We start from the raw sequence: 14,361 nt of genomic DNA on the forward strand, positions 1-14,361 counted from the left end.
TGTGAGTGAGAGCCCCTTCCGTTCCGAGCCGAGCGCGCGTGACCAGGCGCCCCAGTTCGTGCTGCCGTTGGTCGTCCGCATGGAGCGCGACGCGCCCCCGGCCCGCACCGACGCGCTGGAGACCGCCGCCCGGGCCGTGCTGACGATCCTCAGCGACCCCCGGTCCCTCGGTGAGGGCGAGTGGGCGCAGGCCGTGCGGGACTGGCAGGACGCCCGGATCCGGAAGGTCGTACGACGGGCCCGGGGCGCGGAGTGGCGGCGGGCCGAGGCGCTGGACGGCATCACCGTGACCGGGAAGTCGGCGGAGGTACGGGTGTTCCCGCCCGTGCCGCTGGACGGCTGGCCCAAGGATCTCGCGCGGCTCCAGGTCTCCGGCACCGAGCTGGACGACCCCGAGGAGCCGGTCGCCGCGGACCCCGGGGCGCCCGTGCTGTGGATGAGCCCCGAGGTGGAGATGTCGGCCGGCAAGGCCATGGCGCAGGCCGGGCACGGCGCCCAGCTCGCCTGGTGGGAGCTGTCGGACGAGGAGCGCGAGGCGTGGCGCGAGGCCGGCTTCCCGCTCGCCGTGCGCACCGCCGACCCGGCCCGCTGGCGGGAGCTGACCCAGAGCGGACTGCCGGTGGTGCGGGACGCCGGGTTCACGGAGATCGCGCCGGGCTCGTGCACGGTGGTCGCGGAGCATCCGGCGCTGCGGAACTGAGAGCCGGACCGTGATGAACATCCTGGGTGCGCCGCGCGTACCACTGGTCGTCGGCCGTGCATCACCGGCCACAGCGACCAGTCGGCTTTCCCCGGGAGGCTTCCTTTGCGGCGTATCAACGGTACGGCCCTGATCATCGCGGCCCTCGTCGCCACCGTGGGCGCGCTCGCTTTCCCCGTGTGGTCCTACGCGGACCGTTCCGGCACCGGCCAGGCGAACCTGGCGGCAGGGACGGTGAACACCCGGTGGGGGCCGCTGACCGCGTCCGACCGCGATCTGATCGTGCGGGTGCGGCTGGCCGGGCTGTGGGAGCTGCCGGCGGGGCAGCAGGCCATGGAGCGGGCACCCAGCGAGGCGATCAAGGAGGCCGCCGACCATCTGATCGTCGGCCACACCGACCTGGACAAGCGGGTGCGGATCGTGGCGGCCCAGCTGGGTGTGGAGCTGCCGAACCAGCCCAACGAGCAGCAGCAGGGCTGGCTGCAGGAGATGACGGCGGCGACGGGCGCGGACTACGAGTACAAGTTCGTCAACCTCCTGCGGTCCGCGCACGGCAAGATCTTCCCGGCGATCGGCGCGGTGCGGAACAGCACCCGCAACACCCTGGTGCGGCAGCTCGCCTCCGACGCCAACCAGACCGTGCTCGACCACATCACCGTGCTGGAGAAGACCGGCAAGGTCGACTTCGACGCCATCGCCAACGACATGGCGAACGGCTCGACGGCCAGCCCCAGCGGCCCGCCGCCGCCGGTCCCCGGCCAGCCCGTGCCGTCGGCGCCCGCCGCCGGACCGAGCGGTGACATCCGCGCCACCTCGCGGCCCTCGCCGGGCGCCCCCGGCACGGTCAACACGAGCCGGCCGGACCCGGTGGACTCCGAGGGCGTCCTGCAGTAGTTCCAAGGGCGTCCCGCAGTGCGGCGGGAACCTCAAATGTTGCTCTGAAAGCGGCCCGGCGGGATTCGGGACCGGGCCGCCTGGGCGATACCCCGAACGAGCACGCACACTCGGGGGAGGAACCATGGAGCGACTCGGGACGGGGATCGGCTGGCGGCCGGAGATCGCGGACGCCGTGGAGCGCATGCCCGGCATCGACTGGGTCGAGGTCGTCGCGGAGAACGTCTGCCCCGGCCATCTGCCGGACTCCCTGCGGCGGCTGCGCGAGCGCGGGGTGACCGTCGTACCGCACGGCGTCTCGCTCGGCCTCGGCGGCGCCGACCGGCCGGACGAGGGCCGGCTCACCGCGCTCGCCGAGCGGGCCGAGGCGCTGGGATCGCCGCTGGTCACCGAGCACATCGCGTTCGTCCGGGCGGGCGGCCCGCTCACCGCGTCCCCGCGCCTGGAGGCCGGTCACCTGCTGCCGGTGCCGCGCACCCGGGACGCCCTGGACGTGCTCTGCGAGAACATCCGCATCGCCCAGGACGCATTGCCCGTGCCGCTGGCCGTCGAGAACATCGCCGCGCTGATCTCCTGGCCCGGCGAGGAGCTCACCGAGGGCCAGTTCCTCTACGAACTCGCCGACCGCACCGGCGTACGCCTCCTGATCGACGTGGCCAACCTGCACACCAACCACGTCAACCGCGGCGAGGACCCGGCCAAGGCACTGGCCGAGCTCCCGCTGGAGGCCATCGCCTACGTCCATGTCGCGGGCGGCTTCGCACGCGACGGGGTCTGGCACGACAGCCACGCCCACCCCGTCCCCCGCCCCGTCCTCGACATCCTCACCGACCTCGCCGCCCGCGTCTCCCCGCCGGGGGTGCTGCTGGAGCGCGACGAGAACTTCCCGGAACCGGCCGAGCTGGAGCGGGAGTTGGCGGAGATACGGGGCGCGGTGGAGGCGGGCGGCGGGGCAGCGGCCCTGGAGGCGCGAACCGATGCCGGAGCGCGCCGGGCCGACCCCTCGCCGAAGCCGGAGGCCCGGCTGCGCCTCGGCCTCGCCCAGACCGCCCTGCTGTCCGCCCTGGTGGCCGGAACCCCCGCGCCCGAGGGCTTCGACCGGGCCCGGCTGCGGATCCAGGCACGCGCCCTCGCCGGAAAGCGCGCCGACGTGGTGGCGAAGGTGGCCCCGGAGCTTCCGCAGATCCTGGGCGACACCTACCGCCCTGCCTTCCTGGCGTACGCCCAGCGCACTCCCATGACGGGCGGCTACCGCCAGGACGCCCTGACCTTCGCCGAGACGCTGCTGGACGAGGGAGACGTACCGAACGGCCGCACCCGCCGGGCCTTGAGGGACTGGTGGCTGGACCGGACGGGCCCCGCCCCGCGCCGTCGCCTGGCCGGCACGGCGAAGAAGTTTCTCCTGGCCAGGTGACCCTGTGGGCCCGTCCAACACTCGCACGGTGAACCCCCATTCGGTAGGCGCAGTAACATGCCCCCGCAAATCAGGAGGCACCACTTGCGACCCCGACCCCCCATACCCGGCCGAGGCATACTCAGCGGCACCGGACTGATCATCACCGGCCTGACCGCGACACTCCTCGCCATGGTCTTCCCGATCTGGTCGTACGCCGACCGCTCCGGCACCGGCCCCTCCGTACTGGACGCCCAGACCGTGACGACCCGTTTCGGCCCGCTGTCCGCCCTGGACCGGGAGTTCATCACCAAAGTCCGCCTGGCGGGCCTGTGGGAGCTGCCCGCAGGCCAGCAGGCGCAGCAGAAGGGCACGACTCAGGCCGTACGCACCGCGGGACAACACCTGGTCGACGGCCATGTGTTCCTGGACGACCGGGTGCGCGACGTGGCCTCCCGGCTGGGCCTGGAGCTGCCGAACGAGCCCAACGAGCAGCAGCAGGCCTGGCTCGACACCCTCGACGCGGCCCAGGGCACCACGTACGACCGGGAGTTCGCCAACATCCTGCGGCTCGCGCACGGCAAGGTGTTCGGCGTGGTCGCGCAGGTCCGCGCGAGCACCCGCAACACCCTGGTGCGGCAGCTCGCCGAGGACGCCAACGCGACCGTGCTGGACCACATCAAGGTCCTGGAGGCCACGGGGTACGTCGACTTCGACCAGCTGGCCCACGACATGGCGGCCGCCTCCACCCCGCCGATCACCAACTCCCCCGCCCCGCCCGGCCCGGCCACGGACCCGGCGCCCGCGCTGCCGGCGACCCCGGCGCCTCGCCGGGCTGCAGGTCACACCTCCGCCACAGCTCGTCCGGATGGTGAACAAGGCATGGAGTTTCCAGGGCCTTTGACATAGAAACGCGGCATGTTCTGGGTCCTCCTTCTGCTGCTGGCCTGGGCCGCCGCCGGCACCGCCTGCACCCGGCTGTGCCTGGCCGCCGTACGCGCCGCGACCCTGGAAACGGACGCGGTGAGCGCGGGCCGGGACCACACGCTGACCCTGTACGAGGCGGCGTTCCTGTCCGGCGGCCCCCGCCGGGTCGCGGATCTGACGCTGGTGTCGATGGCCCGGCAGCGCCGGCTGCTGCTGGCCCACACCGGCTGGGCGACGGTCGTCGACCCGCGCGGACGCGACGAGATGGAGCGTTCGGTGATCGGGGCGATCGGCCCGGAGGGCCAGTCCCCCATCGCGCCGGTCCGCACCGCCGCGGCCCACGCCGACCCGGTGCGTGCCCTCGCCGACCGGCTGGTGGGCGCCGGTCTCGCGGTGCCGGAGGACGGCCGCCCCTCGGTCGCCTCCGCGCTACGGCAGGTGCAGGCCGCCGCGGTCGCCGTGACGGTGCTCGGCGCGACCGCGCTGCTGCTGCCCGTCCCGGCCGACATGCCGCGCCCGCTGATGGCCATGTGGTTCGCGCTGCCGCTGATCCTCACGCTCAGCTCCCTGGTCATCGCCCGGTTCGAGGCGCGTCCGTACTCGCGCTGGGCCTCCCCCGCCGGGCAGCGGCTGCTCGGCGCGCTCGCCCGGCACACCGGCAGCGGCGACGACCGGGCCTTCCTCACGTCCGTCGCCGTGCGCGGCGTCCACGCCATAGGCGAACCGGACCTGCGGGCGGCCTTCGCACACCGTGAGCAGCACCTGGAGCGCTACCTCGACCACAACGGCTGACGGGCCCGCCCCTCAGGGGGCGCACAGGGGGCATTGGGGCCGACACCGGCCGGACGGTGCTTGCCTTGACCGACAAGCGAACGAAACATCCCTTTAGTCGCCGCCGTGCACCGAAGGGATACCCCATGAGAGCTGCCGCCCGTCACTCGGCCGCGGGGGCGCTGGCCGCCGCGCTGCTGCTGACCACCCTGGCCGCGGCCCCGGCCGGTGGCGCGTCCGGCCCGTTCGGTACGTCCCGTGCGCCCGGCGCGGCGGCCGAGCTGCGGGGCGCCGCGGTCGCCGCCGCGCGGGCCCGGCAGACCGGTATCGACTTCGGCGCGTGCTCGTCCGACCAGGACGTGCCCGGAAGCATGGAGTGCGGCACGGTGTCCGTCCCGCTCGACTACGCCGACCCGGACGGCAGGCAGATCAGCCTCAGCGTCTCCCGGGTCCGCGCCACCCAGCGCGACCCGCACAACAGCAAGCACAAGGTGCCGCGCCAAGGTGCCCTTGTCTTCAACCCGGGCGGGCCCGGCGCCTCCGGCTTCCACTTCCCGCTGATCGGCATGCTGCCGGAGTGGAAGCGCATCGGCGCCGCCTACGACCTCGTCGGCTACGCCCCGCGCGGTGTCGGCCGTTCCGCGCCGCTGTCCTGCCAGGACCCGAAGCGGTTCTTCAAGGGGCCCTCCCAGGCGCCGACACACCCCTCGGAGTCGTACAAGAGGGAGCGCATCGCCCAGGCCAAGGCGTACGCCCGCGGCTGCGCCGAGCGGACCGGCGACGCCCTGCGGCACTACCACTCCCTGAACAACGCCCGCGACCTCGATGTGCTGCGCGCCGCCCTCGGCGAACGCCGGCTGACGTTCATGGGCGCCTCGTACGGCACGTACTTCGGGGCGCTGTACGCGACGCTGTTCCCCTCGCACGTGCGGCGGATGGTGTTCGACTCGGCGGTGGACCCCGACCCGGAGCGGATCTGGTACCGCAACAACCTCGCCCAGTCGGCCGCCTTCGAAGGGCGTTGGGCCGATCTGCGGGAGTGGATCGCCAAGCACGACGAGGTGTACGGCCTCGGCGACACCTCCGAGGAGGTGCTGCGCTCCTACGAGAGGGCGCGGGCCCGGCTGGCGGCGGAGCCGGCCGGCGGCAAGGTCGGTCCCGGGCAGTTGCAGGGGGCGTTCCTGCAGGCCGGGTACCACGACGACTACTGGCCGCTGCGGGCACAGGCGCTGTCGGAGTATCTGAAGGGCGACCCGCAGCTGCTGATCGACATCGCCGGACCGGTGCGGGACGCCGCCGGTGAGGCGGAGAACGCCGGTGCGGTGTACACGGCCGTGGAGTGCAACGACGCGCCCTGGCCGACGGACTGGCGGGTGTGGGACCGGGACAACACGCGGCTGGCGCGGGTGGCGCCGTTCGAGACGTGGGACAACGCGTGGACGAATCTGCCCTGCGCGTTCTGGCTCGCGCCGCGTCAGCAGCCCCTCGATGTGCGGACCGGGCCCGGGGAGCTGCCGCCGGTGCTGATCCTCGCCGCCGAGCGGGATGCGGCCGCGCCTTATGACGGGGCACTGGAGTTGCACCGGCGGCTGTCGGGTTCGGTGCTGGTGACCGAGCGGGACGCGGGGTCGCACGGGGTGGCCGGGGGGCCGAACCGGTGTGTGAACGCGTACTTCGAGGCTTACCTGTTGGAGGGGCGTGTGCCCGGGCGGCGCGCGGCCTGCGAGGGACGTGCGGAGCCTTCGCCGTCTCGGTGACCCCGGTGGGGAACCGCGGACCGTTCGTGGCTGGTCGCGCAGTTCCCCGGGCCCCTTCTAGGCCAGGCCGGCGACCAGTTCGCTCACGCTCTTGCGGCGGCCGGTGAAGAAGGGCACCTCTTCGCGGACGTGCATCCGGGCCTCCGAGGCACGCAGGTGGCGCATGAGGTCGACGATGCGGTACAGCTCGTCGGCCTCGAAGGCGAGCAGCCACTCGTAGTCGCCGAGGGAGAAGGAGGCGACCGTGTTGGCGCGGACGTCCGGGTAGCCGCGGGCCATCTTGCCGTGGTCGGCGAGCATCCGGCGGCGGTCCTCGTCCGGCAGGAGGTACCAGTCGTAGGAGCGCACGAAGGGGTAGACGCTGACGTAGTTGCGCGGCGTCTCGTCGGCGAGGAACGCCGGGATGTGCGAGCGGTTGAACTCGGCGGGGCGGTGCAGCGCCATGTTCGACCAGACCGGGGTCAGGGCGCGGCCCAGCTTGGTGCGGCGGAAGAGGTTGTACGCCTCCTGGAGCTGGTCGGCGGTCTCGGCGTGCCACCAGATCATGAGGTCGGCGTCGGCGCGCAGGCCGGAGACGTCGTAGGTGCCGCGGATCGTCACGTCCTTCGCGGCGAGCTGGTCGAACAGCTCCTGGACCTCTTCGGCGTAGCCCGCGCGGTCCTCGGGCAGCACGTCCTTCAGCTTGAAGACGGACCACAGGGTGTAGCGGATGACCTCGTTGAGGTCCTTGGCCAGCTTGCCCTTGTTCGGGATCCGGTCGGGGCCGGTGGTGGGGGCGTCGTCACTCATGGTCCTTATTCTCCTGCTCCTCCGTGCAGACTCTGCACCGGGTGGGCGGTGAGCTCCTGCACACCGCCGAGATCTCCGTCGAGCTGGTCCACGGCCGCGTACGCGCTCGCGATGCAGGCCGGGACGCCGACGCCGTCGTAGACCGCGCCGCACACGGCGAGGCCGGGGAGCTTGCCGAGGTGCTCGCGGATGCGGGCCACGCGCGCGTGGTGGCCGACCGGGTACTGGGGCAGGCCGTCGGTCCAGCGGGTGACGCGGGTGTCGAGGGGGCGCGCGTCCAGGCCGGTCGCCGCGCGCAGGTCGTGCCGGGAGACGTCGACGAGGTCGGCGTCGGGGCGGTCGAGGATCTCGGTCTCGCCGTAGCGGCCGACGGAGGTGCGCAGCACGACCACGTCCGGGTTCTCCTCGTCGATCCAGCCCCATTTGCGGGAGGCGAAGGTGGAGGCCTTGATGGTGCGGCCGTCGACGGGTGGGACCAGGAAGCCGCTGCCCTCGGGGAGGTGCACGTCGGCGCGGCGGTAGGCGAGGGTGATCAGCGCCATGGAGGCGTACTCGACGGCGGTCAGCTCGGCCGCGGCGGCCGGGGCCTCGGCGCGCAGCAGGGCCGCGGCGGCGGGCGCGGGGGCGGCGACGACGACGGCGTCCGCGTGCAGCACCCGGTCGCCGGTCACCACGCGCCAGCCCGTCGCCTCGCGGCGCAGCTCCGTCACGCGCGCGTGGGTGAGGATCTCGCCGCCGCGGGCGCGGACCGACTCGGCGACGGCGAGCGGCAGGCGGGCCACGCCTCCGGCGATGCCCATGAACACCGGCCCGGTCTGCTGGGCGGCGGTCGCCTTGGCCTGGATGTCGCGTACGGCCGCGGTGAGCGAGGTGTGCCGCTGTGCGGCCTGGAAGAGCTGGGGAACGGCCGAGCGCATGGAGATGCGGTAGGCGTCGCCCGCGTACACCCCGCCCAGCAGGGGTTCGACAAGCCGGTCGACGACCTCGCGGCCGAGTCGGGCGGCGACGAACTCGCCCACCGCCACGTCGTCCCCCGTCTCGGTGCGGGGCAGCTCGGCGTCGGCCTCGATGCGCTTCAGGCCCTCCTCGGACAGCACGCCGGCCAGGGCGGAGGCGGTGCCGGGGACGCCCATGACGTGGCCCTTGGGCATGGGGCGCAGGGCGCCGCGGGTCCAGATCGAGGCGGTGGCGGTGGCGGGCGGCTGGAGTCTGTCGGCGAGGCCGGTCTCCCGGGCGAGGTCGACCGCCTCGGGGCGGCGGGCGAGCAGCGACTCGGCTCCCAGGTCCACGCGCGCGCCCGCGATCTCGCCGGGCAGCAGCTTGCCGCCGACCCGGTCGGACGCCTCCAGGACGGTCACGGCCGCGCCGCGCGCCAGCAGCCGGTGGGCGGCCGCGAGTCCCGCGATACCGGCCCCGATGACGACGACCTGCCTGGTGTGGGTGCCACGTGCGCTCATGACCCCCACTTTCTCATCCGCCACCGACAACGCGGCCGGGGCCGTGTGTCCCCGCCGAGTCCCGACCGTTATCGCCTCGGAACGCGACGACCCCAACGTCCGGGCGGGCTCGGGCGTCCAAGAGGCATCAAGGTGTCGACCCTCGGGGGGAAGTCCCATGCACGCACGCGTACGACCCGCGCGGACCCTGGCCGGAGTCCTGCTCGCCGCGGCCCTGGCGCTCACCGGGTGCAGCAGCGGCGCGAACGACAGCGGCGGCAGCAGCGACGCCGACGACAAAGCGGCCGGCGTCTCGGACGGCCGGGGCGCGCAGGGCGCCGAGGCGGCGGGCGGCGGCGCCGCCACGGACCGCAAGACCGCGCCCGTGCCGGACACGCCGTACATCATCCGCACCGCCTCGCTGACGGTCCAGGTGAAGGAGGTGCCGAAGGCGCTGGAGCAGGCCCGTACGGTCGCCGAGGCCGCGGGCGGCTATGTGGGCCGGGAGTCGACCTCGCGGGACTCCGAGGGCCGCGAGCGCACCCGGCTGGTGCTGCGCGTGCCCGCCGGCTCCTACGACGAGGTGCTGGCCGATCTTCAGGGCGCGGGCAGGCTCCTGGAGCGCAGCGCGCAGGCGGAGGACGTCACCGAGCAGGTCGTCGACGTGGAGAGCCGGATCAGGACGCAGCGCGCGAGCGTGGCCCGCATCCGGGAGCTGATGGACCAGGCGACGCGGCTCAGTGACGTGGTGGAGCTGGAGGGCGAGCTGAGCACCCGCCAGGCCGACCTGGAGGCGCTGCTGGCCCGGCAGGCGTCCCTGAAGGACCGCACCAGCCTGGCGACGATCACGCTGTCGCTGACCGAGACGCCGGTGAAGCGGACCGCCGAGGACGACGACCCCGGGTTCGGGGACGCCGTGTCGGGCGGCTGGGACGCGTTCCTGACGACGCTGCGGTGGATCGCGCTGGTGCTGGGCGCGGTGCTGCCGTTCCTCGCGGCGCTCGCCCTGCTCGCGCTGCTGTGGCTGCGGGTCGTCCGGCCCCGGCTGCCGCGCCGCTCGGAGCGGCCCCCGGCCATGACCACGCTCGGCCCGCTGCCGACGGCCCGTCCGGTGCCCGGTGCTCAGCGGCAGGGCGACGAGGACTGAAATGCCCTGTCCCCGTAGCGTGTTCGCATGACCATGAACAGGGGCACGGGGAACGGGAAGAAGCGGCTCGTCGTGATCGGCGGGGACGCGGCGGGCATGTCGGCGGCGTCCCAGGCGCGCCGGATGAAGGGCCCCGACGAGCTGGAGATCGTGGCCTTCGAACGCGGCCACTTCTCCTCGTACTCGGCGTGCGGGATTCCCTACTGGGTGGGCGGTGACGTCACCGACCGGGACGAGCTGATCGCCCGCTCCCCGAAGGAGCACCGCTCCCGCGGGATCGACCTGCGCATGCGCACGGAGGTCACGGAGATCGACGTGGCCGGGCAGCGGGTACGCGCGCGTGACGTGGATTCCGGGGACGAGTCCTGGACGTCGTACGACTTTCTGGTGATCGCCACGGGCGCCCGGCCGATCCGGCCCGACATGCCGGGCGCCGACGCGCCCGGGGTGCACGGGGTGCAGACGCTGGACGACGGGCAGGCGCTGCTGGACACGCTGGAGCGGACGCGCGGGCGGCGCGCGGTGGTCGTCGGCGCCGGGTACATCGGGGTGGAGATGGCCGAGGCGCTCATCCGCCGCGAGTACGAGGTGACCGTCGTCAACCGGGGCAGCGAGCCGATGTCGACCCTCGACCCGGACATGGGCCGCCTGGTGCACAAGGCGATGGAGGGCATGGGCATGACCATGGTCGACGACGCCGAGGTCACCGCGATCCGGACCGGGCCCGACGGCCGGGTCCGGGCGGTGGCCACCGCGGACGGCGAGTACGCGGCCGACGTCGTCGTGCTCGGCATCGGCGTCCGTCCCGAGACGTCCCTCGCCCGCGCGGCCGGGCTGCCGCTGGGCACGCACGGCGGCCTGCTGACGGACCTCGCGATGCGGGTGCGCGGCCACGAGAACATCTGGGCCGGCGGCGACTGCGTCGAGGTCCTCGACCTGGTCTCCGGCCGCGAACGGCACATCGCGCTCGGCACCCACGCCAACAAGCACGGCCAGGTCATCGGCACCAACGTCGGCGGCGGGTACGCCACCTTCCCCGGCGTCGTCGGCACCGCCGTCAGCAAGGTCTGCGACCTGGAGATCGCCCGCACGGGCCTGCGCGAGAAGGACGCCCGGCGGGCGGGCCTGCAGTACGAGACGGTCACGATCGAGTCCACCAGCCGTGCGGGCTACTACCCCGGTGCCTCTCCCATGACGGTCAAGATGCTCGCCGAACGCCGCACCGGCCGCCTCCTCGGCGTCCAGATCGTCGGCCGCGAGGGGGCGGGCAAGCGCGTCGACATCGCGGCCGTCGCCCTGACCGCGGGCATGACGGTCGACCAGATGACCGCCCTCGACCTGGGCTACGCCCCGCCGTTCAGCCCGGTGTGGGACCCGGTCCTGGTGGCGGCGCGCAAGGCGTCGGGCAAGGTCCGGGCGGGCTGACGGGGCGTCAGCGGAAGCGGGCCCGTCCTGGGGGCCACAAGTCCGTCGACGAGGGTCTGCTCGCCGGCCGCCGAGCCGTCCAGGTAGAGCCGGCCGCCCTTGTCACGCACATCGACGAGGAACCGTGTGGCCGGGCCGGACCGCTCAAGGCCGTGGATGCGCTCGTCGGTGTAGCCGAGGCCGTTGAGGATCTTCCTGACCTCGGCCGGGGTGGGGTTCGCCAGATTCCACAGCGCCTGGGTGACGCGCTCCTCGTGGAGGTGCTTCGCGCACCAGTCGCGCGCGTCCAGTTCCACCTCCGGGCCCGCGGTGGGTGCGACGGGCCCCTCCAGCTCCTCGGTCGCGGGATCGTCGCTCGGCAGGTCCGTCGGCGGCATGTCCCGCGGGCCGTGAGCGGGACAGGACCGCGCGACATCCTCCAGCATCGCGGTGAAGGCGGACTCCTGACCGGAGACGGCCGCGGCCTGGGTGCGCCGAGCGCCGGCCGGATCGGCGGTCGGCTTCTCGGTGCCGCAGGCGGTGAGCGACACGGCGGCGAGGGCTGTCGCCGCGAGGGCGACCGTACGGGTCAGAGCGGTGATTCGTGACATGCGCACAGCCTGCTGCCCCGCCCGCCGGCCGCACATGAGTACCGGTACTCAACAGCGGCGGGCGCCCTGCCTAGGGCCTGTCTTCCGGATCAGGCCGGCTGCGAGGCGCTTCCGCCTCCTGGCCGGGTCGAGCGGGGTCTGGTGCGTGCAGCTGCAAGGCGGAGGAGGGCGTCGACGCGGAGCGTCGGCAACCGACGACAACGCGGCAGATGTGCGTGCCAGACCCCGGGACGCCGGCATGATCCGGAAGACAGGCCCTAGGCCGACCCGTTGAGGCGCGGCAGCGCGGACACGGCGGCGCCGGCCGGCTGTTCGGCCGGCCGCGCATGCGCGGCCACCGCCGGGCGTGACCGCAGCCGGTGGCTGACGGCCTCGTCCAGCGTCACCGGCCGCTGCATCTGCGTGGCCAGCCGCCCGGCCTCCTGCCCCAGCCGTGCCACGTCCTCCCACGGGATCCGCACCACGAGCGCGATCTCGGCCTCCCCGTCCGGAAGGGCATGCATCGCGGGCACCGCACCGACTCGTTCGTTCATCGCCATGTGCAGTCATACGTGCGTGACGACGGCCACGTTCACCGGTTCGCCACACGGATCGGGGGCAGTAGTCCTGTGTGGTCATCCCCGTCCATGACGTGAACCCCGTACGGCGCACCCCCTGGGTGACGTACGGCCTCATCGCCGCGAACGTCGTCGTGTTCCTGTTGATGCCGTGGAGCGGCCAGGGCCTCGCGCAGCTCTGCCACATGCAGGCGTTCCTGGACCAGTACGCGGCCGTCCCGCAGGAGCTGATCCACCATCAGCTGCCCCGGCTGGTGCCGACCGGCGACGTCGGCGTCGGCGCGCAGGGGCCGGGCTGTGTGATCGGGCCGCCGGACTACGACAAGTCGCCCGAGCTGAGCGTGGGGACGGCGATGTTCCTGCACGGCGGCTGGCTGCATCTGCTGGGCAACATGCTGTTCCTGCTGATCTTCGGCAACAACGTCGAGGACCGCATGGGCCATGTGCGCTTCGCGCTGTTCTACGGCGTCTGCGGCTTCGTGGCGACCTACGGCTTCGCGGTGCTGAACGCCGACTCGGGTGAGCCGCTGATCGGGGCGTCCGGGGCGATCGCCGGGGTGCTCGGGGCGTATCTGGTGCTGTATCCGAAGGCCAGGGTCTGGGTCCTCGTGCCGTTCCTGATCTTCCTGCCGCTGCGCCTGCCGGCCTGGATCGTGCTGGGCTTCTGGTTCGCGCTCCAGGCGGTGTACTCGTCCGGCGAGGGCGTCTCCGACGCGGGCACGGTGGCGTACGCGGCGCACATCGTCGGGTTCCTGGCCGGCATGCTGCTGGCCTGGCCGCTGCGCCCGGGCACACCCCCGCCGCCGGAGCCGCGCGGCCTGCTGTTCGGCAGGCGTGCGCGACCCCGGCACACGTGGTGACAGGCTCTAGCGGGCCGTCTGGGTGTGGACGTAGTCCACGAGGCGCGTCAGGGCGTCGGGGTCGGTGGACGGCATGACGCCGTGGCCGAGGTTGAAGACGTGGCCCTCCAGGCCCGCGGCGGAGTCCAGGACCTCGCGGGTCTTGGCCTCGACCGCCTCGGGCGTGGCGAACAGCACGGTCGGGTCGAGGTTGCCCTGGAGCGCCTTGCCGGGGCCGACGCGGCGGGCGGCCTCGTCGAGGGGCACCCGCCAGTCGACGCCGACGACGTCCGCGCCGGCCTCGCCCATGAGACCGAGCAGCTCGCCCGTGCCGACACCGAAGTGGATGCGCGGGACACCGTAGGACTCGACCGCGCGGAAGACCTTCGCGGAGGCGGGCATGACCGAACGGCGGTAGTCGACCGGGGCGAGAGCTCCGGCCCAGGAGTCGAACAGCTGGATCGCGCTCGCGCCCGCCTCGATCTGCACCTTCAGGAACGCGGCCGTGATCTCCGCGAGGCGGTCGAGCAGGTCGGCCCACAGCTCGGGGTCGCCGTACATCATCGCCTTGGCGTTCTCGTACGTCCGCGACGGGCCGCCCTCGACGAGGTAGCTCGCGAGGGTGAACGGGGCGCCCGCGAAGCCGATCAGCGGGGTGGACCCGAGCTCGCGGGTGAGCATCCCGATCGCCTCGGTGACGTAGGAGACGTCCTCGGGGGTGAGGTCGCGCAGCTGGGCGAGGTCGGCGCGGGTGCGGATCGGGCGCTCGACGACCGGGCCGACGCCGGGCTTGATGTCGAGGTCGATGCCGATGGCCTTGAGCGGGACGACGATGTCGCTGAAGAAGATCGCCGCGTCCACGCCGTGCCGGCGGACCGGCTGCAGGGTGATCTCGGTGACCAGCTCCGGGCGCATGCAGGACTCGAGCATCGGGATGCCCTCGCGGACCTTGCGGTACTCCGGCAGCGAGCGGCCAGCCTGCCGCATGAACCACACGGGCGTGTGCGGCACGGGCTCGCGCCTGCACGCCTTGAGGAAGGCGGAGTCGTAGGTGGCTGTCGGCTGCTGGCCCGCAGGGCTTCCGTTGGCACTCACGTCGGAAAGTCTCGCACGGCGCCGGAGGTGACGTGGCCGCC

At 73.4% G+C, this 14,361-nt stretch carries 14 protein-coding genes; 9 read left to right on the forward strand and 5 right to left on the reverse strand.

Annotated elements, in window-relative coordinates:
• The first annotated feature begins 1 nt into the window (after nucleotide 1).
• The 6 genes from RKD23_RS09395 (at nucleotide 2) to RKD23_RS09420 (ending at nucleotide 6,442) form a co-directional block, all read left to right on the forward strand.
• Entirely contained in the window at nucleotides 2-700 is a 699-nt protein-coding gene (locus tag RKD23_RS09395; RefSeq protein ID WP_424853269.1) for a peptidyl-tRNA hydrolase, read from the forward strand.
• Between the two features lie 105 nt (nucleotides 701-805).
• Complete coding sequence (locus tag RKD23_RS09400) at nucleotides 806-1,594, forward strand: DUF4142 domain-containing protein (protein ID WP_424853270.1); 789 nt, start codon at nucleotides 806-808, stop codon at nucleotides 1,592-1,594.
• A 124-nt stretch (nucleotides 1,595-1,718) separates the two neighbouring features.
• Nucleotides 1,719-3,008, forward strand: a complete 1,290-nt coding sequence (locus RKD23_RS09405) for a DUF692 domain-containing protein (protein ID WP_424853271.1) — start codon at nucleotides 1,719-1,721, stop codon at nucleotides 3,006-3,008.
• Between the two features lie 84 nt (nucleotides 3,009-3,092).
• Nucleotides 3,093-3,896 (forward strand): DUF4142 domain-containing protein, encoded by an 804-nt coding sequence (locus RKD23_RS09410; RefSeq protein ID WP_424853272.1) that lies wholly within the window; start codon nucleotides 3,093-3,095, stop codon nucleotides 3,894-3,896.
• A gap of 9 nt (nucleotides 3,897-3,905) precedes the next feature.
• On the forward strand, nucleotides 3,906-4,706 hold the full coding sequence (locus RKD23_RS09415; RefSeq protein WP_424853273.1) for a TIGR04222 domain-containing membrane protein: 801 nt from the start codon (nucleotides 3,906-3,908) through the stop codon (nucleotides 4,704-4,706).
• Nucleotides 4,707-4,831: 125 nt separating this feature from the next.
• A complete protein-coding gene (locus RKD23_RS09420) occupies nucleotides 4,832-6,442 on the forward strand; it encodes an alpha/beta hydrolase (RefSeq protein WP_424853274.1) in 1,611 nt (536 codons plus the stop codon).
• A 57-nt stretch (nucleotides 6,443-6,499) separates the two neighbouring features.
• On the opposite strand, the gene hemQ is transcribed toward RKD23_RS09420, so the two are convergent.
• Both hemQ and hemG read right to left on the reverse strand, forming a co-directional pair.
• Entirely contained in the window at nucleotides 6,500-7,231 is a 732-nt protein-coding gene (gene hemQ / locus RKD23_RS09425; RefSeq protein WP_404033078.1) for a hydrogen peroxide-dependent heme synthase, read from the reverse strand.
• Nucleotides 7,232-7,236: 5 nt separating this feature from the next.
• Nucleotides 7,237-8,688 (reverse strand): protoporphyrinogen oxidase, encoded by a 1,452-nt coding sequence (gene hemG, locus RKD23_RS09430; RefSeq protein WP_424853275.1) that lies wholly within the window; start codon nucleotides 8,686-8,688, stop codon nucleotides 7,237-7,239.
• 157 nt (nucleotides 8,689-8,845) lie between these two features.
• Between hemG and RKD23_RS09435 the strand changes: the two genes are divergently transcribed.
• Both RKD23_RS09435 and RKD23_RS09440 read left to right on the forward strand, forming a co-directional pair.
• Entirely contained in the window at nucleotides 8,846-9,814 is a 969-nt protein-coding gene (locus RKD23_RS09435) for a DUF4349 domain-containing protein (protein WP_424853276.1), read from the forward strand.
• 33 nt (nucleotides 9,815-9,847) lie between these two features.
• Nucleotides 9,848-11,239: an FAD-dependent oxidoreductase gene (locus RKD23_RS09440; protein ID WP_424858204.1), complete on the forward strand. Its 1,392-nt coding sequence runs from the start codon at nucleotides 9,848-9,850 to the stop codon at nucleotides 11,237-11,239.
• Here the strand turns inward: RKD23_RS09440 and RKD23_RS09445 are convergent.
• On the reverse strand, nucleotides 11,158-11,829 hold the full coding sequence (locus tag RKD23_RS09445; protein WP_424853277.1) for a hypothetical protein: 672 nt from the start codon (nucleotides 11,827-11,829) through the stop codon (nucleotides 11,158-11,160). The two genes, RKD23_RS09440 and RKD23_RS09445, sit on opposite strands and share 82 nt — an antisense overlap.
• A 257-nt stretch (nucleotides 11,830-12,086) precedes the next feature.
• On the reverse strand, nucleotides 12,087-12,332 hold the full coding sequence (locus RKD23_RS09450) for a hypothetical protein (protein WP_424853278.1): 246 nt from the start codon (nucleotides 12,330-12,332) through the stop codon (nucleotides 12,087-12,089).
• A gap of 107 nt (nucleotides 12,333-12,439) precedes the next feature.
• On the opposite strand from RKD23_RS09450, the gene RKD23_RS09455 reads away from it, so the two are divergent.
• Entirely contained in the window at nucleotides 12,440-13,246 is an 807-nt protein-coding gene (locus RKD23_RS09455) for a rhomboid family intramembrane serine protease (RefSeq protein ID WP_424853279.1), read from the forward strand.
• 6 nt (nucleotides 13,247-13,252) lie between these two features.
• On the opposite strand, the gene hemE is transcribed toward RKD23_RS09455, so the two are convergent.
• Nucleotides 13,253-14,320 (reverse strand): uroporphyrinogen decarboxylase, encoded by a 1,068-nt coding sequence (gene hemE / locus RKD23_RS09460; RefSeq protein ID WP_424853280.1) that lies wholly within the window; start codon nucleotides 14,318-14,320, stop codon nucleotides 13,253-13,255.
• Nucleotides 14,321-14,361: the final 41 nt, after the last annotated feature.

Source organism: Streptomyces sp. SAI-170 (assembly GCF_049739565.1).
Taxonomy (GTDB): Bacteria; Actinomycetota; Actinomycetes; order Streptomycetales; family Streptomycetaceae; genus Streptomyces.

Excerpts from the sequence above, each read along its gene's own strand:
- RKD23_RS09405 (WP_424853271.1), top strand. The coding sequence starts at position 1,719 with ATGGAGCGACTCGGGACGGGGATCGGCTGGCGGCCGGAGATCGCGGAC.
- RKD23_RS09415 (WP_424853273.1), top strand. The coding sequence starts at position 3,906 with ATGTTCTGGGTCCTCCTTCTGCTGCTGGCCTGGGCCGCCGCCGGCACC.
- RKD23_RS09420 (WP_424853274.1), top strand. The coding sequence starts at position 4,832 with ATGAGAGCTGCCGCCCGTCACTCGGCCGCGGGGGCGCTGGCCGCCGCG.
- hemQ (WP_404033078.1), bottom strand. The coding sequence starts at position 7,231 with ATGAGTGACGACGCCCCCACCACCGGCCCCGACCGGATCCCGAACAAG.
- hemG (WP_424853275.1), bottom strand. The coding sequence starts at position 8,688 with ATGAGCGCACGTGGCACCCACACCAGGCAGGTCGTCGTCATCGGGGCC.
- RKD23_RS09435 (WP_424853276.1), top strand. The coding sequence starts at position 8,846 with ATGCACGCACGCGTACGACCCGCGCGGACCCTGGCCGGAGTCCTGCTC.
- RKD23_RS09440 (WP_424858204.1), top strand. The coding sequence starts at position 9,848 with ATGAACAGGGGCACGGGGAACGGGAAGAAGCGGCTCGTCGTGATCGGC.
- RKD23_RS09445 (WP_424853277.1), bottom strand. The coding sequence starts at position 11,829 with ATGTCACGAATCACCGCTCTGACCCGTACGGTCGCCCTCGCGGCGACA.
- RKD23_RS09450 (WP_424853278.1), bottom strand. The coding sequence starts at position 12,332 with ATGCATGCCCTTCCGGACGGGGAGGCCGAGATCGCGCTCGTGGTGCGG.